This window comes from Streptomyces sp. SLBN-118 (genome assembly GCF_006715635.1).
Classification (GTDB): domain Bacteria; phylum Actinomycetota; class Actinomycetes; order Streptomycetales; family Streptomycetaceae; genus Streptomyces.
This window is the reverse complement of the sequence record NZ_VFNP01000001.1, coordinates 1,361,360-1,384,158: the sequence shown is the minus strand read 5'-3', so window position 1 is coordinate 1,384,158 and position 22,799 is coordinate 1,361,360. Positions and strand designations below refer to the sequence as shown.

Annotated in this window: 16 protein-coding genes and 4 pseudogenes; 15 read left to right on the top strand and 5 right to left on the bottom strand. The window is 68.2% G+C overall.

Translation table 11 applies throughout. The features are described from left to right. Positions 1 to 266: 266 nt before the first annotated feature. The 3 genes from FBY35_RS06315 to FBY35_RS06305 all read left to right on the top strand — a co-directional run bounded on the left by FBY35_RS06315 (position 267) and on the right by FBY35_RS06305 (position 2,110). A complete protein-coding gene (locus FBY35_RS06315; protein WP_142212832.1) occupies positions 267 to 1,085 on the top strand; it encodes an SDR family NAD(P)-dependent oxidoreductase in 819 nt (272 codons plus the stop codon). Between the two features lie 127 nt (positions 1,086 to 1,212). Continuing rightward, positions 1,213 to 1,482, top strand: coding sequence for an orotidine 5'-phosphate decarboxylase / HUMPS family protein (locus FBY35_RS06310; RefSeq protein WP_142212831.1), 270 nt, complete (start codon positions 1,213 to 1,215; stop codon positions 1,480 to 1,482). A gap of 319 nt (positions 1,483 to 1,801) precedes the next feature. Then, complete coding sequence (locus FBY35_RS06305) at positions 1,802 to 2,110, top strand: antibiotic biosynthesis monooxygenase (RefSeq protein WP_142212830.1); 309 nt, start codon at positions 1,802 to 1,804, stop codon at positions 2,108 to 2,110. 35 nt (positions 2,111 to 2,145) lie between these two features. Here the strand turns inward: FBY35_RS06305 and FBY35_RS06300 are convergent, their stop codons facing one another. Then, the gene (locus FBY35_RS06300; protein WP_142212829.1) at positions 2,146 to 4,245 is read right to left on the bottom strand and encodes a SpoIIE family protein phosphatase; all 2,100 of its coding nucleotides are present in this window, start codon (positions 4,243 to 4,245) and stop codon (positions 2,146 to 2,148) included. A gap of 136 nt (positions 4,246 to 4,381) precedes the next feature. On the opposite strand from FBY35_RS06300, the pseudogene FBY35_RS37970 reads away from it, so the two are divergent. Then, a pseudogene (locus FBY35_RS37970) lies at positions 4,382 to 4,625 on the top strand (succinate--CoA ligase subunit alpha); the annotation flags it as partial. A 334-nt stretch (positions 4,626 to 4,959) separates the two neighbouring features. Further along, positions 4,960 to 6,170, top strand: a pseudogene (locus tag FBY35_RS06295) (aldehyde dehydrogenase family protein); the annotation flags it as partial. Positions 6,171 to 6,189: 19 nt separating this feature from the next. Here FBY35_RS06295 and FBY35_RS06290 read toward each other — a convergent pair. Continuing rightward, positions 6,190 to 6,459: pseudogene (locus FBY35_RS06290) on the bottom strand (DUF2254 family protein); the annotation flags it as partial. Between the two features lie 353 nt (positions 6,460 to 6,812). On the opposite strand from FBY35_RS06290, the gene FBY35_RS06285 reads away from it, so the two are divergent. Then, positions 6,813 to 8,711 (top strand): propionyl-CoA synthetase, encoded by a 1,899-nt coding sequence (locus FBY35_RS06285; protein ID WP_142212828.1) that lies wholly within the window; start codon positions 6,813 to 6,815, stop codon positions 8,709 to 8,711. 727 nt (positions 8,712 to 9,438) lie between these two features. Continuing rightward, positions 9,439 to 10,233: pseudogene (locus tag FBY35_RS06280) on the top strand (MFS transporter); the annotation flags it as partial. 241 nt (positions 10,234 to 10,474) lie between these two features. On the opposite strand, the gene FBY35_RS06275 reads toward FBY35_RS06280, so the two are convergent. Further along, a complete protein-coding gene (locus FBY35_RS06275; protein ID WP_399208349.1) occupies positions 10,475 to 11,002 on the bottom strand; it encodes a DUF2238 domain-containing protein in 528 nt (175 codons plus the stop codon). Positions 11,003 to 11,241: 239 nt separating this feature from the next. Between FBY35_RS06275 and FBY35_RS37965 the strand changes: the two genes are divergently transcribed. Genes FBY35_RS37965 through FBY35_RS06260 form a run of 4 tightly spaced genes read left to right on the top strand, consistent with a single transcriptional unit; the run spans position 11,242 to position 12,234 of the window. Further along, positions 11,242 to 11,397 carry a hypothetical protein gene (locus FBY35_RS37965; RefSeq protein ID WP_160159243.1) on the top strand — a complete coding sequence of 52 codons (156 nt, stop codon included), beginning with the start codon at positions 11,242 to 11,244 and terminating at the stop codon, positions 11,395 to 11,397. Next, positions 11,394 to 11,789: a transposase gene (locus tag FBY35_RS06270; protein WP_142212827.1), complete on the top strand. Its 396-nt coding sequence runs from the start codon at positions 11,394 to 11,396 to the stop codon at positions 11,787 to 11,789. The genes FBY35_RS37965 and FBY35_RS06270 overlap by 4 nt, the downstream gene beginning before the upstream one ends. A 33-nt stretch (positions 11,790 to 11,822) precedes the next feature. Further along, on the top strand, positions 11,823 to 12,014 hold the full coding sequence (locus FBY35_RS06265) for an AfsA-related hotdog domain-containing protein (protein WP_142212826.1): 192 nt from the start codon (positions 11,823 to 11,825) through the stop codon (positions 12,012 to 12,014). A 28-nt stretch (positions 12,015 to 12,042) separates the two neighbouring features. Then, entirely contained in the window at positions 12,043 to 12,234 is a 192-nt protein-coding gene (locus tag FBY35_RS06260) for a hypothetical protein (protein WP_142212825.1), read from the top strand. A gap of 49 nt (positions 12,235 to 12,283) precedes the next feature. Here the strand turns inward: FBY35_RS06260 and FBY35_RS06255 are convergent, their stop codons facing one another. Together FBY35_RS06255 and FBY35_RS06250 are read right to left on the bottom strand one after the other, a co-directional pair. Next, the gene (locus FBY35_RS06255) at positions 12,284 to 12,808 is read right to left on the bottom strand and encodes a LysR substrate-binding domain-containing protein (RefSeq protein WP_399208237.1); all 525 of its coding nucleotides are present in this window, start codon (positions 12,806 to 12,808) and stop codon (positions 12,284 to 12,286) included. Positions 12,809 to 13,143: 335 nt separating this feature from the next. Further along, positions 13,144 to 14,160, bottom strand: coding sequence for a terpene synthase family protein (locus FBY35_RS06250; RefSeq protein ID WP_142212824.1), 1,017 nt, complete (start codon positions 14,158 to 14,160; stop codon positions 13,144 to 13,146). A 467-nt stretch (positions 14,161 to 14,627) separates the two neighbouring features. Here FBY35_RS06250 and FBY35_RS06245 point away from each other — a divergent pair, with 467 nt between their 5' ends. The 4 genes from FBY35_RS06245 to FBY35_RS06230 all read left to right on the top strand — a co-directional run bounded on the left by FBY35_RS06245 (position 14,628) and on the right by FBY35_RS06230 (position 22,700). Next, the gene (locus FBY35_RS06245) at positions 14,628 to 16,448 is read left to right on the top strand and encodes a SpoIIE family protein phosphatase (RefSeq protein ID WP_142212823.1); all 1,821 of its coding nucleotides are present in this window, start codon (positions 14,628 to 14,630) and stop codon (positions 16,446 to 16,448) included. A 457-nt stretch (positions 16,449 to 16,905) separates the two neighbouring features. Further along, positions 16,906 to 17,586 carry an alpha/beta fold hydrolase gene (locus tag FBY35_RS06240; protein WP_222123111.1) on the top strand — a complete coding sequence of 227 codons (681 nt, stop codon included), beginning with the start codon at positions 16,906 to 16,908 and terminating at the stop codon, positions 17,584 to 17,586. A 2,080-nt stretch (positions 17,587 to 19,666) separates the two neighbouring features. Beyond that, a complete protein-coding gene (locus FBY35_RS06235) occupies positions 19,667 to 19,996 on the top strand; it encodes a hypothetical protein (protein ID WP_142212821.1) in 330 nt (109 codons plus the stop codon). A 415-nt stretch (positions 19,997 to 20,411) separates the two neighbouring features. After that, entirely contained in the window at positions 20,412 to 22,700 is a 2,289-nt protein-coding gene (locus FBY35_RS06230) for a LuxR C-terminal-related transcriptional regulator (protein ID WP_142212820.1), read from the top strand. Positions 22,701 to 22,799: the final 99 nt, after the last annotated feature.

Genomic DNA, 22,799 nt, shown 5'->3' with positions numbered 1-22,799 from the left:
GAACGTAGCCGCGCACCGGATCCGGGGTTCGCCGTTGGCCTGCCCGTAGGCGCAGAGTTCAACTTCGGTTTGATGCAGCCGAGTCAGTCACACTGGCTCTGCCTCGCTGATCCGCAGCCACACAAGATCACCGGGTACCTCCGAGGACGCCCCGGACTGGCTTTCGGACCGCCGGTCCCCAGCCGACGTGAGGCAGGAATCCCCTCCCTTTGGGGAGAGAAGGAATCAAGTCACCCGCTTCGATAGTGACAGGAGGCCGAACGCTCGTGCCGGATCAGCGTGTTGTGGTCGTGACCGGGGGAGGAACGGGGATTGGTGCGGCAACTGCACGGCTGCTTCGGGCGGCCGGGCACGACGTTGTCATCTCCGGGCGACGACAGGAGCCTTTGCACCGCGTCGCCAGGGAAACCGGAGCCCTGGCCTGCCCGGCTGATACCGCCGACCCGGACGCTGTTCTCCGCCTCGTCGAAACCGCCGTCGCGCGATTCGGTCGACTCGATGGGTTGGTCGTCAATGCGGGAGTGGGACGCAGCGGGGGTGTGGGGGAGTTGTCCGATGAAGACTGGGATGCAGTGCTTCGTATCAATCTCACCGGCCCCTTCCTTCTGATGCGGGCGGCATTGCCGCACTTGCTCCGGGCCCGAGGATCCGTCGTCGCGGTCGCTTCGGTCTCTGCCCTGCGTAACGGGGTGGGCAACGCCGCCTACGCAACGTCCAAGGCGGCACTGCTGCAGTTGTGCCGTTCGCTGTCTGTGGACTACGGGCCTCAGGGCTTGCGGGCCAACACCGTTTGCCCCAGTTGGGTGCGCACGGAGATGGCCGACCGCCGCATGGCCCGGTTCGCCGAGGACTTTGGATTGGCCTCGGGTGAGGTCGACGGAGCATATGAGGAGGCCACCCGGCTGCTGCCGGCACGCCGTCCCGGGGAGCCTCGTGAGGTCGCCGAGGCCATCGCCTGGCTGCTGTCCCCGGCTGCGTCCTTCGTCAACGGCGCTGTACTGACCGTGGACGGGGGTGTGACTGCGCTGGACCCCGGGACTGTTCCCTTTGCTTTCCGCATTACCCCGCGCGACAACGAGGGTTGATCTTGCCGCCCTTGCTGTGACAGGAAACGATCAACGGGTCATGTTGGCGGCCCTGGTGATGGCCCTGGTGGGGGTGGCGGCACAATAACGCCGTGGATCCGACCAGCCAGATCATCGTCGCCTTGGATTGCGACAATCGCGGAAGGCCGGCTGCCATGGCGTGATCGCCTCGCCGCCGGACGTCGCGGCCTTGCGCAGCGCCCTGGGTCCCGACGCCGTGATCGTCACTCCGGGAGTCACACTGCCTGGCGAATCCCCGGCCGAGCACGCCCGCCCCGGGACGCCGCGTGCGGCGATCATTGCTGGCGCCTCGCATGTCGTCGTCGGCCGGACGGTCACCCGTGCCACGGACCCGGCGGCCGCATTCCGTTTCGTCCGAGCCAGTCTCACTCCGTAGCAGACGCGCCCCGCCAGGGGTTTGGCTTTCTGGGCCGTCGGAGGCAGTCGATCCAGCAGGCGAGTTCGAGGGCCCTGGGCGGATGCGGGGCCCGGTCGTCGCCGCACCGAGGTGGCGGAATCGCGCGGCGGCTCGCACCGCGGGGTAGAGTTCCGTACGACTTGGCTGTTCAGCTGCCAGGGCATTGCCGGACCGCAGCGGCAGTCACCAGGCAAACAGCCGCCACTTCCCGTCTGGCACGAAGGGATGCTTCCGGCGTGCTGTGCATGGCTTGCGGAAGCCGAGACCTCGCCGTCCGTGTCAGGCCTGAGGGTGCGAAATGTACGTGCTGATGTACGAGTACGAAGTCGATGCGACTCGCCATTCGGAATTTGAGCGTGTCTACGGCTCAGCCGGCGACTGGGCGGACTTGTTCGGAAAATCGCCCGGTTACTTGGGAACTGATCTGTTTCGTCGCGTCGATGAGACCGCGGATCGATATCTCGTTGTCGACCGGTGGAGCAGTGAACAGGCCTTTCTTGCCTTCAAGGCGTCATTCGGTGGACCGTACGAGCGCTTCAGCGATCAGACACGTGGGCTGTACCGCACCGAGGTGCGGCTGGGGGCTCTGGAGACAGGGCACTTTTGAGGAGGCACCTCTGTCTCGCCGGTGGGGCGCTGCCCTCAGCTGTCCGGAAGGTTCGTGCCGATGCGGGCGATGAGCAGGGCGATGTCGTCGTCGGCGGCGGTTGGGGAGAGGTGGCTGATCAGCGCGTCGCACAGGTGATCCAGTGGCTGTCCGGGCTGTGCGGGCTGTGCGGGCTGGGCGAGGAGGCGAGTCAGTTCGTCCAGCCGCTCGTCGATGTCGCGGTTGCGGGCTTCGACCAGTCCGTCGGTGTAGAGGACCAGGAGGCTCCCCGGCTGCGTGGTGATCTCGATGGTGGTGAAGTCCGTTCCGCCGACCCCCAAAGGGGCGCCCGGCGGGACGTCCAGCAGGCGGACGGTGCCGTCCGGCTCCACGAGGGCCGGTGGCGGGTGTCCGGCCCGGGTGATGCTGCAGAGCCCGGTGGCCGGGTCGCAGACGGCATAAAGGAACGTGGCGAGCATCGGCTCGCTGAGGTCGGCGAGGACGGATTCCAGCTGCCGCAACACGTCGATGGGGGAAAGATCAAGGCGCCCCAGGGCTCGTACGGTGGAGGACAGCCGTCCCATCACCGCAGCGGCGGCGATGCCGTGACCCATCACGTCACCGATCAGCAGTGCGGCCTTGCCGTCGGGCAGGGCCAGGACGTCGTACCAGTCGCCGCCGACCTCGTTGACGTCGCTGGCGGGCAGGTAGCGGTGGGCCACCTCGATGCCGGGCGGCGAGGTGATGTGCTGCGGCAGCATGCTGCGCTGGAGGACCACTGCGGTCTCGTGCTCGCGGTGGTAGAGGCGCGCGTTGTCGACGTTGATCGCCGCCAGGGCACACAGCTCGTCGGCGAGAGTGACGTCGTCGGGCAAGAATGGGCCTACGGGGCGGGAGCGGTAGAACGAGGCCACGCCCAGCACCACGCCCCGTGCGACGAGCGGCGCCATCATGAAGGAGTGCACGCCGATCCGGAGCAGCTGTGCGGGCTTGGCGGAGTGGCGCGCTGCGGGGGCGATGGCCCGTTCGTCGAAGTGAGCTATCAGGAACGGCTGCCGGCCGATGAGCGCCTGGGTGTAGGGGGCGGACGCGGGGAACGTCAGAGTTCTGCCGAGCGGAGCGAGTATGTCGGCGACCTGTGAGCCGGTCAGCGGTGCCTTGCCCAGGCGCCGCAGGGCGACGCCGCCTATAAGCCCCGTGCCGAGTTCGTCGCTGCCGGCGAGGGAGTCCAGGACATCGACGGTGACGGCGTCCGCGAGGCGGGGGACGGCGAGCTCGGCAAGTTCCTGGGCGGTGCGCTCCAGCTCCAGGCTGGCACCGATGCGGAGGCTGGCCTCATTGAGCAGGGCGAGCCTGCGGCGGCTCGCTTCAGCTTCCGCGTGATCCTGCTGCTGTTCGGTGATGTCGAGGATCGAGGCGATCACACCGACCGGCTGGCCGGCCGGGTCCTCCACGCGGACGTACGAGCAGGACCACACGCGGTCATGGTGCGGGTCGGCCGGCGTACGGCCGGTACGGCGGCGGTCCAGGATCGGCTCTCCCGTGTCCAGGGACCGGCGCATCGGTTCCTCCATCTCGCCCGCGTTCACCGCCGGGAGCACCTCAACCAGGCGTCGTCCCACGTGAGCGGACTCCGGAAGACCGTTCATGGCCTCAAGCGCTGAATTCACCTGAAGGAAGCGCAACTGCGTGTCGAAGACCGCGATACCGACCGGCGAGCGCGCAAACAGCCCCTCCCACACCGCCGACGACCCACGGATGCGGCGTACCCCATGCGCATCGGCGGCGAAGACCAGCACCGTGGAGGCTTCGCGCTGCCGGCCGGGCACCGGGCACGCCCAGATTTCCAGTTCCAACGGGTGCCCTTCACGGTGCCAGGCCGTCACCGTGCCCATCACACCCCGGCCGGTCGCCGCGGTCTCCCACAATGAGCGCCCCAGGCTACGGTCGGCTCCGGGGTGGAGGAGGTCAGCGATGTGGCGGCCCACCACCTGCGGCGGCTCGTAACCGAGCAGCTCCTGCGCGGCACGGTTCCAGCGGACGATCGTCCCGTCGGCACTGGTGGCCAGCAATGCCACCGGCAGTTCCCCCAGCCAACCACCGGCGTCCCGGGCAGCCCCGCTGATCAGCTCCTCGATCGGTATCTGCTCGTTCATCACAGGCACCCGCACGGCCTTTGCCCAAACCCGTCCCTTCAATAGGAGCACACGATCATGTACCGGGCACCATATGTGCGCCCGCATATGTGAGGCGCTGATCTTGCAGGCCCACGCCGCACAGCGCGGCACCGAGGTCATCGCCCCCAATTGCCTGGGTCTGATCAGCCCGGCAGGTCCGACGCCGACATCATCCCGCCGACATCAAAGCCCGGCCGCATCGGATTCGTCTCCAGTCCGGCACGCTCAGCCGTCAACTCATGTACGAGTTGCGGGACATAGGTTTCTCGTCCGCAGCCGGCGTCGGCGTCTACCCAGTCGTCGGCACCGGGCCCATCGACGGTCTCGCCGCCTTCGAACAGGACCCGAACCGGAACTCACCGTGCTCCTCGGGGACAGCGGGAGATCGGAGGTGAGGCCGAGGGGGCGCGCAGCGGCGTACACCAAGAGGAGGTGCTCGAAGCGGCAGGGGTACGTGTCGGAGTGACCCCCACCGTGACCTCGCGCCTGGTCCTCGAACGGCCTCGCGCGTCCCGCTGACACGGCCACATAGTCCCGTTGACGTCCCGCTGACGTCGTGACGCGGCCGCGTTGACGCAGTCCCGCACTCCATGGTCCCGTTGGCGTCACCGCCCCATGACGCCGAGTGCGTGCCACACACTCATGGCCCACCGACCGGCCCCTCCCGCCCCCTTTCGAGCGGAGACCACCCTCATGGCACCCACCCTCCCTGCAGCATCCACTCTCATCCTCAAGCCCGGCACAGCCTGGTCCGACGCCTGGCAGCGCGCTCTCGCCGTCGCCCCCGAGGCCTTCCGGGACGAGCGTGTGCTCAACCTCTGGTCTGCGCAGTGGCAGGCCGACGGCAGCGCCCTGCCCGCGACCAGCCCCGTCGACGGCAGCCCCATCGCGGGCCCGCCGCGACTCGACGCCGAGACAGCCCAGCAGGCGGTACGCGCCTCGCTGGACCAGCACCGCGCCTGGCGGCACGTCCCCCTCGAAGAGCGCAGGGCCCGTGTCGGTGCCGCACTCGACGCCCTGACCGAACACCGAGAGCTGCTCGCCCTGTTGCTGGTCTGGGAGATCGGCAAACCGTGGCGGCTCGCCCAGGCCGACGTGGACCGTGCGATCGACGGAGTGCGCTGGTACGTCGACGGCATCGAGCCGATGCTTCAGGGCCGCACACCGCTGCCCGGCCCTGTCTCCAACATCGCCAGCTGGAACTACCCGATGTCCGTGCTGGTCCACGCCATGCTGGTGCAGGCGCTCGCGGGCAACGCGGTCATCGCCAAGACCCCGACCGACGGTGGCGTCGCCTGCCTCACCCTGGCCTCCGCGCTCGCCGCCCGCGAGGGCATCCCGCTCACCCTGGTCAGCGGCAGCGGCGGCCAGCTCTCCGAAGCGCTGGTGCGCGCCCCGGAGATCGGCTGCGTCTCCTTCGTCGGCGGCCGTGACACCGGGGCCCGTATCGCCACCGCCGTCGCCGACCTCGGCAAGCGGCACATCCTGGAGCAGGAGGGCCTGAACACTGGGGCCTGTGGAACTTCAGCGACTGGGACGCACTCACCGCCGTGATCCCCAAGCTCTTCGACTACGGCAAGCAGCGCTGCACCGCATACCCGCGATTCGTGGTCCAGCGCGAGCTGTTCGCCGACTTCCTGGCGGCCTGTCTCCCCGCCGTACGCTCCATCCGTACGGGACACCCCCTCGCCGTCGAGAGGGCCACCGACCCGCTGCCGAACCTTGACTTCGGCCCGCTGATCAACGCGGCGAAGGCCAAGGAACTGGGCGACCATGTGGCCGAGGCGATCGACCGCGGGGCTGTGCCGCTGCACCGTGGCAGGCTGGCCGATGACGCGTTCCTGCCCGGCCAGGACACCTCGGCGTACCTCCCGCCGGTGACGCTCCTGGGCCCGCCGCCGTCCTGACGACCCCTTGCCGCCTGAAGACGACACCGATGAAGGTCATCATCGCCGAGCTGATCGTGGCGACGATGGTCTTGGCATCGTCGGCGAACGCGATGAGGTCGTCGATGGCCTCGTACTCCTGCTGGTCCTGCAGAGAGGAGACGATCCATGTGTCCAGCTCCGCGGCCGCCCCCCACAGCACGAGAACGCAGACCAGTCCCGCGGTCGGCGCGAACCAGAAGGTGTCCCGCAGATGCTCGCGCAGGGGCGTCAGGACGTGGGGTCGTGGATAGCTGCGATCACTCACGCAGCCGACGGTAGCGTTACGGTGTGCATCGTTGCGGATACACGCTGTACCGCCGGTTGTGATGGCCCGAGCGTGGCCGGCGAGCCCTCAAGGGAACGGTCGGCACCATGGGCTCGGCTCAAGACCGCCGACCCTGCAATGGTCCGGCGGCTGACCTCGCCAAACGGCTCGTTTTGCCACTTCTCGCCATCTGCGTTGCTGCGTTCGGCGACCGCGGAAGAATGGCTTATGACCTACCCGGGCGCCGGACGGAAGGATTGCGAGGGATTGACCGTGGCACTGCCCGCACGGAACGGGCGTGGGGCGGTCCACATCTTCCAGTCCGCAAACGGAACGAGGAGAGGACCATTGACATGACGCAGACGCCGAAGCAGGGCGGCTATGCGGCCGAGTACCGGCGCAGTCTGGAGGATCCGGAAGGCTTCTGGCTGGACGCCGCCCGTGCCATCGACTGGGCCGTGGCGCCGACCCGTGCCCTCGACGAGTCACAGGCTCCGCTGTACCGGTGGTTCCCCGACGGGCAATTGAACACGTGCCACAACGCACTGGACCGCCATGTCGACGCCGGGCGCGGCGAACAACTCGCCCTGGTCTACGACAGTCCGGTCACCGGCAGCAAGGTGTCTTTCACCTTTCGGGAGTTGCGTGACCAGGTCGCGCAGTTCGCCGGAGTCCTGGCCGGACTCGGTGTGGCCAAGGGCGACCGCGTCGCGATCTATATGCCGATGATTCCCGAAGCGGTCGTCGCCATGCTCGCCTGTGCCCGCATCGGCGCCGTCCACTCGGTCGTCTTCGGCGGATTCGCCGCGCACGAGCTCGCCGTGCGCATCGACGACGCCCGCCCCAAAGTCGTCATCGCCGCATCGTGCGGCATCGAACCGACCCGCGTCGTGCCGTACAAGCCCCTGCTGGACGCCGCCCTCGCCCTGGCCGAGCACCAGCCGGAGCACTGCATCATCCGCCGGCGGCCACAATCCATGGCCGACCTGACCGACCGTGATCTCGACTGGGACCAGGCCCTGGCGACAGCCAAGCCGGTGGACTGCGTCCCCGTGGGCGCCACCGACCCGCTCTACATCCTCTACACCTCCGGCACCACCGGCCGCCCCAAAGGCGTCGTGCGCGACAACGGCGGCCACGCGGTCGCGCTGCAATGGTCCCTGGAGAACATCTACGACACCCACCCCGGCGAAGTCTTCTGGGCGGCCTCCGACGTCGGCTGGGTCGTCGGCCACTCCTACATCGTCTACGCCCCCCTGATCACCGGCTGCACCACCGTGCTCTACGAAGGCAAGCCCGTGGGCACGCCGGACGCCGGTGCGCTGTGGCGGGTGATCGCCGAACACCGCGTAACCGCACTGTTCACCGCGCCCACCGCAATCCGCGCAGTGAAGAAGGAGGACCCGCACGGAGCACTTCTCCCCGCCCACGACATCGGATCGCTGCGCCACTTGTTCCTGGCCGGCGAACGTCTGGACCCGGAGACCCACCGCTGGGCGACCGACCTGCTCGGTGTGCCCGTGGTCGACAACTGGTGGCAGACCGAGACCGGATGGCCGATCGTCGCCAATCCCATGGGCGTTGAGCCACACCCGATCAAGGCAGGCTCACCCACGGTGCCGATGCCCGGGTACGACGTACGCATCCTCGACCAAGCGGGCAGCGAAGAGCCCCCTGGCACCGACGGCGCGGTGGCCATCCGGCTGCCGCTGCCACCCGGAACGCTGCCCACGCTGTGGCAGGACGACGAGAGGTATGTGCGCTCGTACCTGTCCGCGTACAGCGGCTACTACCTCACCGGCGACGGCGGCCGCAAGGACGAGGACGGCTACGTCTACATCATGGGCCGCATCGACGACGTGATCAACGTCGCCGGACACCGGCTGTCCACCGGCGCGATGGAGGAAGTGCTCGCCGCCCACCCGGATGTCGCCGAGTGCGCAGTCGTCGGCGTGGCCGACCCGCTCAAGGGACAGGTGCCACGCGGATTCGTCGTGCTCAAATCCGGCCTTGACCGCGACGCGCCCGAAGTCGCCGCGGAACTCGTCACCGCAGTAAGGGAGACGATCGGCCCCGTGGCGGCGCTGCGCCAGGTCGACGTGGTCGCCGCGCTGCCCAAGACGCGATCGGGAAAGATCCTGCGCCGCACCATGCGCGACATCGCCGACGGCCACGACCCCGAACTCCCTTCCACCATCGAAGATCCCACGGTGATCGAGACCCTGCGCCCGGTACTCCGCGACGATGTCTGAGGCGTTTATGATGGCTCTTGCGGTGGGGCGACCAGCGCCTGGGCTGAGCATGTGCGCTTTGTGGTGCGGCGACATGAGCTCACGGATGCGCAGTGGCAGTGCGCCGCAGGTCGGCCTGTTCCCGGAGGACTACCCCCGGCTGAGCCGCGGGGCGCCGCGGGCGTTGTCGGAAGCGGTGATGGCCCGCATCCACCTCGTCAAGAACTCGATCAAGGAATCCGGGCTACTCAGCGAATGGCGCGGGGAGCACTTCGTGGCCATCGACGTACCTCCCGGGCACGGACCTGAGTCCGTTGTTCGCCCTGCTGCAACGGGAAGTCGACGATGCCGGCGCTTTCGGGGAATGGGCCGACGCCATGCCGCTCTCAACCACGCGGAGCTGACCGCGCCGCGGCTGGTCCCGGCACAAGCCAATTCCCGGGGCCACTTCAGGATGTCGGGAAGCTACAGAACCCTCACCAACTGGGGCCGCTGGAAGCCGACATGCCGGGGCCGCTGAACAACGTCACAGCCACCGCAGATGCTCGGCTGCCTATGTTCGTGCAGGTGGGCGACCTGACGAGGTGAGAATGGCAGTGCGACAGGTGTCACGCCTGGTGCCACGCTGTATCGACCTCACGCTGACACGTGATTGCTTGGCGACCGCGACATTGTCGTGTCCGAGGACGAACAACTCGGCCGCCAGCATCCGGATGTGCTCGCGAAGGACAGGGCACGCTCGCCGAGCATCCTGCTGAGTAACCACGGCGACGCTGCCGGCTCCAAGCTGGACGTACCCGGCACGATCCTCGTCGCCACCGGCCTCTTCTCGCTGGTCAACGGCTTCTCCCACGCCGAGACTCATGACTGGGGCTCGCCGCTGACCTGGGGCTTCCTGATCGCGGGCGGTCTGCTCCTGGCGGCCTTCGCCTGGTGGCAGAACCGAGCGGAACACCCGCTGCTGCCGCTGCGGATCCTGCTCGACCGCAACCGGGCGGCCTCGTTCCTCGCGGTGTTGATCGCCGGCGCGGGCATGTTCGGCGTGTTCCTCTTCCTCACCTACTACCTGCAGCTCAACCTCGGTTTCAGCCCTACGAAAACGGGCGTGGCGTTCCTGCCGATGGTGGGCGCGCTGATGGTGATGGCGCAGCTCGGCACCACCGTCCTGCTTCCCCGCATCGGCTCGAAGGCGGTCATCCCGCTGGGCTTCGCCGTGGCCACGGCCGGCATGGCCTGGCTGACCGGCATCGGCGTCGGCTCCCACTACCTGAGCGCGGTGCTGCCGCAGCTGGTCGTCATCGGTCTGGGCCTGGGCCTGGTCATTCCGCCGGCCATGCAGCTGGCCACTGGTGGGGTCGCGGCCGAGGACGCGCGTGTCGCCTCGGCGACCGTCAACGCCATGCAGCAGGTGGGCGGTTCGATCGGTACGGCCCTGCTGAACACCCTCGCCGCCAGTGCCGCGACCGACTACCTGGCCGGCCGTGACGCGACCGGCAAGCTGGTCCGGGCGCATGCGACCATCGAGAGTTACACCACCGCCTTTGACCGCCGCACAAGGACTCCGTTTCTCAATTCACTGCGCCGGGTGTGATGGGTCCGGCGTGATCATTCCTGCGGTCGCCTCCTGGTCGTGCGGCCGCGGGGGTGTGCAGGTGTCGAGGCAGTCGCAGGGGCTGCCCAAAATTGTGGAGTTGGGCCGCCGCATGATCGAACGCTGCCGCCGGGCGACGGTGCCCTTCGGCTGGGTGGCCGCCGACAGCGCCGGCGGGGACTGGTTCCTCGGGTCAGCCGGCCAGCCGCGCCAACTGCCGGTCATGCCACCTGCTGAGCAGCAGCAGCGCGACCGTAGCGCCGATCAGTGCGCAGAACATGTCCCACTGGGTGTCCCACACATCGCCCTGCGTGGCCAGGAAGTCGTCCGCCGCATGGCCGCCAATGACCGCCGTCGCCCATTCGAACATCTCAAAGCCCGCGCTGAAGGCCAGGCAGCTGCAGACCGTGAGTGGCGCCAGCCAACGGCTCCCGCGAAGGGGTGAGGTCCGGCTCAGCAACTCGCGTACCCCGATGGCCGGTACAAAGCCCTGCATCAGGTGCCCGAACCGGTCGTACGGATTCCGGGCAAGCCCCAGGGTGTCCTGTAGCCACCCTCCCAGCGGCACCCGGGCATACGTGTAGTGCCCGCCCACCGCCAGCACCAGTGCGTGCACGGCGAGCAGACAGCAAAGAAGGCCCGTCAGTGGGAAACGCCGCCAGAACAGAACGGCCAGCGGCAGTCCGATCAGCACCCACACCACTTCCAGCAGCCAGGTCATCCGGTCGTACGGCTCCCACGCGGAGACAGCGACCCCGACGACGACCACGGCGACGCAGGCGCGGGCAAGCGCCGACGAAGCAGGGAGCGTGTTCGCTGTACGGCCTGCGATCATGGACACCGGAGTTCCCTCCCTCTCGGCTCCCCATTGTCACAGCCCCCGACCCCAACAGCCTGAGCACGACTACGCAGTTGCATACTCGTTTCCGCCGCTGGGCCAGGGACGGCACCTTCGATCGGATGTTCCGCACTGCACAGGCGAAGGCCGACGCGGCCGGAGACATCGACTGGCTGGTGTCGGTCGACTCCTCGATCGTGCGAGCCCACCAGCACACAGCCGGTGCCGAAAAGGGGGGCTCCGCAGCCCGGCACTCGGCCGCTCCAGAGGCGGAATGACCAGCAAGATCCACCTGGCCTGCGACGCTGTCGGGCGGCCGCTGGCCTTCGTCGTCGCCGGCAGAAACACCAACGACTGCACCCGGTTCACCGCGGTCATGGACGCAATACGGGTGCCTCGCATCGGTCCCGTCCGGCCCCGGACAAGGCCGTCCCACATCATCGGCGACAAGGACTACAGCTCCAAAGCCATCCGGGCCTGGCTTCGGCTTCGGGGCACCGCCCACACCATTGCCGAGCGAGCCGACCAGATCCGCAACCGGCCAGGCGGGGCAGCCGGGGCGGCCGGCCGCCCCGTTTCGACAGGGCGGTCTACAAAAGGGCGCAACGTGGCGCACAAGCAGCGTTCCGACGGCAACGGCTGCTGGGTAGCCGGGCCTCGCCAGCGATGAAGTGGCACCGGGTCTCCTGGCCGTTACAACCGTGTGCGTCTGCTCTTGCTGCCGCCGCCGGCATGCCTCACGCCATTCGGCCGCGACCGCTTCGAGGACGTGGTGCTCGCTGCCACCGACCGACCCGACCGCTGGCAGTTGCGTGTCGACACAACCCACCCCATCCTCTTCGACCACCTTGTCGACCACGCCCCGGGCATGCTGCTCCTGGAGCCCGCCCGCTAGGCCGCCCTGGCCACGGCCCCCGCGGCCGATGGCCGTCACCGGCATGGACTGCGACTTCGTGAAGTACGCCGAGATGTACGCCCCCTGCCGGCTTCAGACGGAGTGGACGGTGGACTCCGACCGGGTCCGGATCAGGGCACGGCAGCACGACCGGGAGATCTTCTCCAGCGTCGTGACCCTGGCTGCCATACCCGCTGCCGACTCCGCTCGCACCGCCTGACATGTGCCCCTGCAGCCCTCGCCGCAGGCCCGCGCCGAACGGGCCGCGGTCAGTCCGCCGCGGATCCATCGGACGGGCCGGCGGTGGCGGCCGCGTCCCGCAGCGCGTCCAACAGGCCGCGCAGGGCGGGCTGTTCGAGGGCGGTCTCCCGTGCGGCGGCCGAGATCACACGGACAGGCTCGGGGTTGCGGACCGGGCGCACGACGACGCCGGGATGCCGGTTGCGCAGCCCCAGCCTCGGCATCAGACCGACACCGAGACCGGCCGCGACGAATCCCTGCGCGGTGGCGTAGTCCTCGCTCTGGATGACGAAGTCGGGGCTGAAGCCGGCCGCCGCGCAGGAGTCGATCACCGGCTCGAGGCAGGGGCCGGACGGTTCGCTGCCGACCCGCTGCTCGCCTGCGAGCTCGTTCAGGTCGATGACCTCTTTGCCGGCGAGCGGATGACCGAGGGGCAGTACGGCTGCGTACGGGTCGTCGAGGAGATGGACGGTACGGAAGCCGTGACCGGCGCGCTCCCGCACCTGGACGACCACCGCCAGGTCGGCCCGGCCCCGCGTGCACGGACCGCGCACCCCGACGCGGCGTCAGGGGGCCGTGGCGACTGCCGAGAAGCGGGCACCCGCGCGGCCGACGACGGACGGCCCGCCTCCCGAGGCGCCGGTGGCCGAGGAGTCGACCGTCCTTGAGCCGGCCCCGAAGCGCGCGGCGGTGCCGCGCGCACCGCTCTGGAGAACGCCCGGTGACCGCCGAGCCGGAGCCGCGGCTGTGGTCCGCGTACCGCGAACTGACCGAGAAGGCGGTCCACGTGAGGGCTGACACCGAGCTCACGCCACCCGGTCTGGCGGCGTGAGGACGAGCCGGCGGACAACCCGAGGTGGTGTGATCAGGTGCCCGCGCACTCTTGGCGTCAGCCGAGGCCTTCCATGTGCATCTCCTCGAGATAGGTGGGCTGGTCAGGCCGCGCGCGGATCACTCGGGAGTAGCGGTCGGAGGCACGGCACCAGTCGTGACAGGCTCTCATCTGCGCCTGGAGGTCATCGACGAACAAGTAAGCGTTCTCCCGGTCGGGCAGGGGAAGGGCATCGGCATCGAAAAGTGCCGGGAGCTCAGATTTGAGGTGCAGGAATTCGTCGGTGTGGCGGCGTACTATCGATTGGGTCTCCGCGAGGGCTTCCCGTCGTGAATAGTGTCGGTGATGCTGCAGCACGATCACCAGATTGTGGAAGTCGCCTCTGGCTTCTTCCTTGGCCACGGAGAACGCGTCCTGAATGATGTTGACGACCTGGACCGTCGCATTGTGCATCTTCTGGATTTCCGGCATGGAGAAGACGGCCTCAGGTAATTCGTAATGACCGATGCGTTCGGCGTAGTCGATCAGTACATTTTCCAGCCCTGCCTTGTGGCGCAGGCTGAGGTATGTATTGACGTCGGGCACGATACCGCTTTGGCGGTTGATGGTCTCGCTGGTGTAGGCGTTGAGGAAGTCTTCCCAGTTCCGGGACGACCGCCGCTGCCAGGATGCGGACATACCGCGGACCTGGCGAGACCAGATCGAGGCCAGCCCGCGTGCCGCGGGGGTGGGATCCCCCTTCGGCGTCGCCCCGGGAGGTGAGTGCACGACATCGATGAGTTGCTGGATGATCTGTGCGACTCTGTCGGGCTGTATTCCCAGCGGGCCGTCGAACTGGTCATCTACCAAGAGGAACCAGCCTGCGATATCCGTCCCCAACTCCAGGTCTGCTCCGCTCGCATGTGGCCAGAAGCGGGCAGCAACGCCGGGCACGTCCCATCGGTAGTACTCGCGCAGGGATTCATGGCCCAGTAGTCTATGCTCCTGAATCCAGGCCATATGGTGAGCCGCTGCCGATTCGACGTCTTGGCTGATCCGCGAGGGGAAGGGGAGATCGAACGAGAATTCTTGCACGGCGCTCTCCTTATCCAGTTGACTTTGTGCGGACTACAGTGGCGAAGACTCGGGCACACCGTCGCCCCGACCGTTCGCTGGGTATGATTATCGGAGCGCGAACCCTTGATCGGGTCCCCGGCGGAGGCAATACCCCGGCGTAAAGAGGCACCTGCACAACCTGGCCCGCGCTCCTCACTCCCGGAGTGGTTCGCCACCGTGTTGACGCCCTTCCTTCGGTCATGCGCCACCGGCGCGGGTCCGGCACGCTGGCTGACGGAGACGTCGACCATCGATGCCCAACTCCCCCCGGTCCGCACGTTCCGCCCTCGGGACATGCTTGGGGAGAAGGTCCAGTTCCTGCGACAGCGTCACCCTTTCAGGTGCCCGGCTGATCACGTCTCCGTACGGCGGGCATCGCGGTTCTACGCTGATACCTCGTCATACGACTCTCATGAGACGTCGTTGCCTACAACGGGGAGTGCCCGGTGACAGAGGTCGGATTGCAGTCCGGGCCCAGCGCCGGCAAGGGCATCGCAGGGGGCACTACTTCCGCGCTGCCCGCCCCGGACCGGCGGACGGAAGGGCACGGTGCCAAGGACGCCGGCACGGATCACCAGCCGTCGAACTCTCCGTTCCAGCCGAGCGCAGGCCCGGTCCAGGCCGGGTTCTTCTGCTGGGACGTCGCCACCGGAGAGATCGACTGTGATCCGCCCACCTTCCGCCTTCACGGCCTGCCCGAGGACAGCCCCGCTCATCTCGACACCTTCCTGTCGAGGATTCCGGAATCCGATCTGCCCGAGTTCATGGGTGCGCTGCAGTCGATGGCGGAGGCCGGTGGCAACTACCAGATCGCCTACCGGATCCCGGCGGGTGAGGGTGGCTGGCGCTCGCTGGAGGCCCGCGGGCGTGTGCTCTCCGATGCGGCGGGAGTTCCGACGAGGATGGTCGGGGTGGTGATGGACACCACGGCCGCTCATGAGCGTCAGGAAGCCGAGAAGCGACGGCTCCGCGACAGTGCGACCCGCAATCGGCGGATGCAGCAGCTCACCGCCTCGTTGGCCGCCGCCGTGACAGTCAAGGACATCATGGCGGCCACTCAGGTGGGGTTGCAGGACTTCGGCGCGAGCGGGCTCGCCGTGGTGGCGTCCCAGTGCGATCGGCTGTCGGTCGTGGCCTCCTGCGGCTATCAGGAGGAGGAACTGGCTGTCCTATGCGATGCGGACACAGGCGCGTGCTCTCTGTTGCAGGACGCCCTTGCGCGCCATGCCCCGGTGTTCGTCGCTTCCGTCGCCGACCGGGCTGCCGCATACCCGCAGCAGGCGCAGCAGGCCGCCGAAGGATCACGCAGCCGGGCGTGGGCGGCGATTCCCATGGCGGATTCCCAAGGGCCGATCGGGGTCTGCCTGATGGGGTTCCCTTCGCCCCAGGAGTTCGGTCCCGAGGAGCGGGCGCTGCTCGTTGCCCTCGCCGGACTGCTCGCCCAGTCCCTGGAGCGGGCGAGGATGTACGAGTCGCAGCACGCTCTGGCCTTGGACCTGCAGCGCGGAATCCTGCCCCAAGGGCCGCTGTCGGCCCCCGGTTTGACGATCGCCGCGCGCTACCAGGCGGCCACGTCGGGCATGTGGATCGGCGGTGACTGGTACGACGCCATCCGCCTTCCCGACGGCGCGGTGGCACTGGTGATCGGCGACGTCCAGGGCCACAGCGTGCATGCTGCCTCGCTGATGGGCAAGCTCCGCACGGCCATTCATGCTTATGCCTGTGAGGGTCACGGTCCCGCGGGCGTTCTGGCACGGACGAATCGGCTGCTGGTCGAGTTCAGCCCGGACCCGGACCGGGCGATGCTCGCCACCTGTTGCTATCTGCTGATCCGCCCTGCCGAGGGGACGCTCGAGGCCTGCACGGCGGGCCATCTGGCACCTGCCCTGATCGCTCCGGGTGAGCCACCGCGCCTCCTCGAAATCGCTGGTGGCCTCCCGCTCGGTGTCGACCCGCAGGCCCAGTACCCGAGCGAGCAGATCCCCATCCGACCCGGCAGCGTGCTGGCGGTCACCACCGACGGGCTCCTTGAAGCCGCGGGGGGAGACATCGGAGTGGCCATCGAAGACTTTCTGGCAGGGCTGGCAGGGGCCGCGACAGCCGACCTCGAGGTCCTGGCGGACAAACTCCTTGCCGGGGTCAAGCCGGCACCGCGGCGCAGCGACGACATCGCCCTCCTGCTGGCCCGCCTCATCGGCCCCCAGCGCCCTGACGAGCCATCTGCCACAGGGATGGCCACGCAAGCAGAGGCGTCCGACGCGCGCTGAAGCTGCTGAGTGAATCATGCCGCGGTGGGCGGGTAGACCCGCATGTGGAGCCTGCTTGCCGTCGTTGACGTGGCCGCGCCGTCCCCGGGCCTCCCGCGCTCGCCGGGCCGAAAGGGCCGGACTCGACTCATGCCAAGGCGGTCCGGCGGATCCATCGCCGTCCTTGTTCAGCTGGAAATTCGGCCATCACCCAGGATCGTCGAACTACGTGTTCGGGTACCTGTGTTGGGCGGTTGAGCCCATTTGCCCAGCCGGCGGCCAGGGCAGGTACCAGGATTTGATGCAGGCTGCTACGTCGTATCTCCGTCCGGGAGAACACGTGGGACGGCCGCACGGAAATCTCACGGGAATTCCGTGATCGCGGGACGGCTCCGAGTCCGACAGTCTCGACTCTCGAAAGCTAAACCCGGCGTGCACAGCAGGGTGGATACGGATCCGAGTACAAGGATTGATTGTCGTGACAGACATTGTGGTGGTACACGGACTGTGGGCCGACGGGTCGAGTTGGAGCGAGGTGATCCCGCTCCTGCACGCGGCCGGGCACCGGGTCCACGCTGTGCAGCTGCCGCTGACCTCTGTGGGGGCTGACGTGGCGTACACCCGGCAGATTGTGGACCGGCTGCCGGGGCCCGTCGTTCTGGCCGGCTGGTCATACGGCGGCGCCATTATCACCAACGCAGCGCAGGGCACCCCAAATGTGTCCGCCCTGGTTTACATAGCGGCCTTCGCCCCTCACAAGGGTGAGAACGGCAATGACATCATGTCCCGCTACCCGTCCACCGTCGGCAAAGCGGTCTGCGTCGATGAACAGGGCCGGCAGTGGATCGACCCCGACCAGTACGGTCGGCTGTTTGCTGCAGACGTCCATCCCTCCCGCGCCGCTGTGCTGGCCAGCGTGCAGAAGCCGGCCGCGGAGTCATGCTTCTCCACGGCCTCGGGAGAGCCGGCCTGGCTCACGATCCCGTCCTGGTACGTGGTGGCCGAGAACGACAGGGCCCTGTTGCCCGAGGCCCAGCGGTGGATGGCCGAGCGTATCGGGGCAGCCACCACGTCCGTACCTGCGAGCCACGCCGTGCTGGTCTCCCAGCCCGCACGCGTCGCCGAGGTAATTGCTACGGCCGCAGCGGCCAACTTCTGATCATGGGAAGAGCGCAGTACGCACGCCGGAACTTCCGGCACAACACATTGAAGGCGATGGCATGCCGCGGACATGTGCGGCCAGGCCCGCACATGAGAACGAGAACTTGCTGCGCTTTGCCCTGAAACTGGAGGATCGGTGTCCGGCCTCGTCGCTGCGGTCAGTCTGCTGGGCTCTCGGGCACTGGCCGGGCCCGAAGGCCGGACGCCCCGTTGCGGAGTCACGAAAGAGGTAACGGGGGCTACTGGCCGCGACCGCTGTCGGGCTCATTGACGGCGGCGCCGCCCCACGCGCCGGTGCCGCCCTGCTCAGGCGGCATGAGCCGGCCGCTGACCGGAGTGCCGTGCTCGAGGATGCCTATCAGGTCTACCAGGAGGCCATGGACGCTCTGGGCCCGGTATGGGCGCGTTTGGATGCGTGTGGGACTGCCGAGTGCGCGGCGCCCTGAGGGCCGCCTCCAGCCCCTAAGGGCTGTCCCGCAATACCCGCCGGGCGCGCGACGACAGCTACGGCACCTCGCTGCGTTGTCGAATCGCCCGAATACGCCCAGTATGAGGACGACTCTCCGCCTTGCGATGCACCGCATCTGACGCCGCGCGCTCATCCGCCGGGTATTGCGGGACAGCCCTTAGGTCACACAAGGAACGTTAGAGTGCGAGTCAAGTTACTGGATTTTATGAGATTTCTTAGGCGAATCTATTGCACATGGCTCCGGCGGGAGCCTATACAAGACATGACAAAGCCTCTTCGCGGCCCGCCCCGAGTCCGGGACCTTGTCACCCGCCACCTGAGGCGGCACCGGATTCCTTCCACAGCCTGAAAGCTCCGGCCATGTCTCCCTACTCGGCCCGCCCGGCCTCTCTCGGCCCCCCGCCCCTCGCCTCCTGGGTCGACATCACGCGACCGGGACCGAAGACGCTGATGGGGCAGCACATTTACTCGAAGTGGTCGATCGCGGCGGTGGCCGGCGCCGGCAACCCGGCGAACCCGGAGGCAGGTGCGGATGCGATCTCCGGCCGGGGACTGCTCATCGAAGAGCTTCCACGGCGTCGGGTAGAACGCCCGTTCCGAAAGACCATGCTGTCTGGACCGAAGCCTTGGTCCGCCCGCTGCACGAGCACCATGACAGCAGCAGTGGCCACCACGATGGCTCAAGTGGGGGGTATGTACCCGCAGAGGCAGTGGCGATATACGTATTTCTGCCCTGTCCAAGTACCCAGCACGGCAGCGAGGGTGGACGAGAGCCGGACCAGCCCTCAGGGACGCGCAAGTTTGCCGTACCCAGGGGGACGGTGGACCGTGTCCCACGCTCGACCGTGTGCCGGCGATGAAGGTGATCAATTCCGTACAGGGGGAACCGCCATCACCGTTCTCGAGCCGAGCGAGCGGTCGTGCCCGCGCTTTCAGGCCCCCCGTCTGCTGCACGACCAGGATTCGCCGCCTGAGGAGACCGCCGGACACCTCCTCACCGCCGAGCCGACCGGTATGCCGTGGGTCCTCGGCATACTGCGCGCCGCCGCCCGCGCGGCCACGGGGCCCGACGAACCCGGTGCGGCGGTCCGCTACCTGCGCCGAGCCCTGCGGGAACCTCTGCCGGAAGGCGACCGGGCCGTAGTGCTCGCGGAGTTGGGCCGTGCCGAGGCCGGCAGTCACCCAGCAGCCGCGGTCAGCCATCTCACCGAGTACGTCCAGCCTCTGCTGATCGACCTGGGCGATCCGGCAAGGCGACCCCATGTCGCCCAAGCCCTTGCCGTACTGGAGGTGGCGAGCTTGAGCGAGCCCGTGGCCGCCACGAGGGGCAGTTGCCGTCCGCGCACACCTCGCCCTCGCCCTCGGATCAGGAGCCGACGCCGACTCTGTGGCTGCACAAGCACGCCTGGCACTAAAGGGGGATCTGTCACACGGCACGATGACAACCGCCGCTGGGCTGGCGGTATCAGCCCTGACCTTGTTCGACCGCCACATGATCGCCGTCATCCACCTGTCGTTCGAACAGCGAGTCGGGCGGACCGTGTCCACTGCCGTGAGCGGTGTCGTCTCTCAGACATCTCGGGCTCAGCCCCCCGGCTCCTCCGCAACCGTGACCTCATCAGGCCAGGCACCGCCGCAGGCGGCGGCGATGCCGCCGGAGGTTGCCCAAACCGCCGCACGGCTCAAGGACGCCATGCTGCAGCAACCGCTCACCGTTTCAGGCAACGCGCTCGCCCTGCTGGTCCTCCTGGCCGTACGGCTCGGCTGGTACTTGGCCGGACTCGCACTGCGACCGGTGCACGAGATCACCACCGCCCGCAGGCTGTGCTGGGGGAATCTGCACGAACGCATCGGTCTCACCGGCCTCCTGGAAGCCGCCCACCGGCCCCGGCGGGGAGGGCCGCCCGGCGCCACGCTCGCTGAGGAGAAACCGCCGTGACCACTGCCGGAGACACTGCCGTGACCAGGTTCGGCACGACCCGTCGCCGCCCGCTCGCTGGGGCCTGCTCGCGCTGTTGTCCGGCGGACGGACGGGAAATCGCCCACCGCCACAGCGCTTGGCATCATGGCACCGACCGGGTCCGCCTGTCCGTTCCCCTCCTCTGCCGTCCCGAGCAGGTGCCTGGCGGCGGCCCGCGCCCGCAGGTGGCCAACCAACCGAGCAAGCCACGTCGAGGGGACGGGGCTGGGCAAGGACGCATTGAGCACTGGTACCCGTCATCCACGCACGGCCTGAGGGCCGGACAGAGGCAGGCGGCTGTGGCCGGGCGGCGCGGCCGCCCGTTCCCCGGAGGCGAGCCGTCGTGGTGAGCCCGGGAGCTTCTTTCCAAGCGGCTGGCGCCCTGCCCGCCCAGGTGACCAGCTTCGTCGGCCGCCGCCAAGAGGTGGCCGCCGCCAAGAAGTTGCTGGGTCACAGTCGGCTGGTGACGCTGACCGGCCCGGGCGGCATTGGCAAGACCCGGCTGGCGTTGCGGGTCGCCGCGGAAGTACAGCGCTCCTTCCCCGGCGGGGTGCGACTCGTGCAGCTGGCGGGCCTGGAGGACGGTGATCGGCTTGCCCGAGCCGTGGCTGACGAACTCAGGCTGGGCAATGCGTCAGCACGTGAGCCGGAAGTTTCACTGGCGGAGTACGTGGCGGACCTACGGCTGCTTCTGGTCCTGGACAATTGCGAGCACCTGCTCGACGCATGCGCCCGGCTGGTCAGCACCCTCCTTGCCGCGGCTCCTGGGCTTCGGGTGCTGGCGACCAGCCGCCAGGTGCTGGGCCTGGGAGGTGAGCAGGCAATGGTCGTGCCACCTCTGTCGGCGCCCGAGCCGAGTGATGTCCCTCCTCAGGCAGGAGAGCGCTCAGAGGCAGTGACGCTGTTCGCAGAACGGGCTGTCTCGGTGTGCCCGGACTTCGTACTCACCCCCGAAAAGGCCCTGGCGGTCGCCCGGATCTGCCACCAGTTGGACGGGATCCCGCTGGCTATCGAACTGGCAGCGGCACGGCTGAGGTCCCTGTCGGTGGAAGGCATCCTCGCGCGTATGGACGAACGCTTCGACCTCCTCACCAAGGGATCGCGGAGCGCTGCCCAGCGGCAGCGCACACTGCGTGCCCTCATCGACTGGAGCTTCGATCTGTGCACGCCCTCCGAGCGGCTGCTGTGGGCACGCCTGTCTGTGTTCTGCGACGGCTTCGACCTGGAGGCGGCCGAAGCAGTGTGCCGCGGGCAGGGCCTCGAACGACGCGACGTGCTCGACCTTCTGTCGGCGCTGGTGGACAAGTCCATCGTCACCTGCGAGGAGCGCGGCACGCAGATGCGCTACTGGCTGCCGACGACATTCCGCCAGTACGGACGCGAACATCTGGCCCACTGCGGTGAGGAACGCATGCTCGTCGAGCGGCACTTCCACTGGTACCGGAAGAAGGCTGACCTGGCTGAGGCGGACTGGTTCGGCTCCCGCCAGATGTCGTGGCTGGCGTGGTTCCAGACGGAACAAGCCAACATGCGCGCCGCGTTGGAGCTCTGCATGTCCAAGCCCGATCGGGCAGAGTCAGGGCTGCGGATGGCTGCCTCGTTGTGGAGCCTCCGGCTTGGCCACTGGCTCGACTTCGGCTCCCTGAGCGAGGCACGGCACTGGATCGCCCAGGGCCTCGCCCTGGCTCCCTTCCCCAGCCCGGCCGGAGCGAGAGCGCTGCTCGTCGACGGGACGCTCGCCCTGCTGCAAGGCGACCCGGACACCGCTCGCAGGCGGATGGAAGAAAGCCACGAAACGGTACAACACTTGGGCGATGAACCGGCCTTGGCCCGTGCACGCGTGACCCTGGCCGGGATGATCTCCATGTTCCGGGGGAAGTTCGCCTCCGCTGCCGGCCTGCTGGAGGAGGCCATCAGTCTCCACCAGGCCGCCGATGACCCCGACAGCGTCGCGACTGCCTCATACCTGCTGGCCATGGTCTGCTTCAACCTCGACGACCCGGCCACCAGCACCCACGCCCAACGATGCCTGTCCCTGTGCGAGACACACGACGCGAAGTGGTCCCTCAACCATGCTCTGTGGGTGGTGGGGTTGGAGGAGTACCGCAGCGGAAATATGCGGCGCGCAGTCACGCTGATCCGCCAGTCGATGCGTGAGAAGCTGCAGTGTGGCGGGCGGTGGGGCATAGCCCAGAGCCTCGAGCTGCTGGGCTGGTGTGCCGCAGCAGGGGACCGGTACGACAGGTCCGCCACCTTGCTGGGCGCGGCTCAGGCCGTATCGCAGTTGTCCGGTTGCGATCTGTCCAGATGGGGACACATCAAGCCAGGGCATGACGCCTGCGAGGTGCTGCTGCGGCAGGAGCTGGGCAAGGACGGTTTCACAACCGCTTTCCAGGCCGGCACGAAGCTCACCCTGGAGCAGGCCGTTGCCTTTGCCCTTGACGAGAAGCGTGACGCCGAGCCTCCGCCGTCGGACGGGAAGACGATCTGGGCGTCACTGACCGTCAGGGAGCGAGAGGTTGCCGAACTGGTCAGCCAGGGCATGACCAACAGGGACGTCGCCGCCCGACTGGTGATCTCCACGCGCACCGCCGAGGGCCACGTGATGCGCATCCTGGGCAAGCTCGGCCTCGCTTCACGCGCACAACTCGCGGCCTGGGCCGCCAAGCAGCACGACTGCTGAGGGGTGAGTCACGCGAGTTAACGCTCCGCGTGCCTGTGCCGCCGCAGATCATGTGTCGCCGGAAAACAGCTGGTGCGGGCATCAGCGAGCCCCGTTGCG